This window comes from Vibrio sp. 2033 (genome assembly GCF_033339735.1).
Genome location: NZ_JAWOVC010000600.1, coordinates 1 through 584 on the forward strand (window position 1 = coordinate 1; position 584 = coordinate 584).

The following is a 584-nucleotide window of genomic DNA, read 5'->3' on the forward strand; positions in this document are numbered from 1 at the left end:
AACCGTTTATAACGCGAGCTTAGCAGCCTTAGAGGATTACCATAGCGAAGGTGATTCTGGCTTTGATCCAGAAGACACTAATGTTTCAGGATTTAGCGATAACGGCAGCGGCGGTGCAATAGGTGCAGGGGTGTTGTTCTTTGGAGGATTATTAGGGTGGCTGCGACGCAGAAAAACGACGTAACGTTTCTCTTTACTAGATAAAAATAAACGCAAAACGCTTACAACGTTTTGCGTTTCACGCGAGAGTTGATGATGTCTTCAATCAGCTTTTGCTCTTTTTTGGCTTTCTCATAATTTTGCTTGGTGCGCCATCTCTCTAATACCTTTTCCAATCCTTGAACGCGAGCGTGTTTGTGTTCTAACGTTTTTTGTACTGATGCACATTCGGCTTGCATCACCGCTTGCTCTTGCTCGTGGTGACGAAGCATTCTTTGCAGCATCTGATCAACGCGGTTGAAGTTCATCAACGCCGCGCTATTCAAAGACGGAGAGGACAACGCCGATTGACCAGCGTGTCCTTTGAGAGCTGAAAGTTGTTGCAATTGCGTTGAAAGATGATTGTGACGCTGACGCATAGCGTC

Annotated in this window: 1 protein-coding gene and 1 pseudogene; one reads left to right on the plus strand and one right to left on the minus strand. The window is 45.9% G+C overall.

What is annotated here, in order from left to right; genetic code table 11:
• Positions 1-184: pseudogene (locus R7P74_RS28005) on the plus strand (serine protease); the annotation flags it as partial.
• Between the two features lie 37 nt (positions 185-221).
• Here R7P74_RS28005 and fliJ read toward each other — a convergent pair.
• On the minus strand, positions 222-584 hold a 363-nt coding region (gene fliJ / locus R7P74_RS28010; RefSeq protein WP_318123942.1), incomplete at its 5' end, for a flagellar export protein FliJ.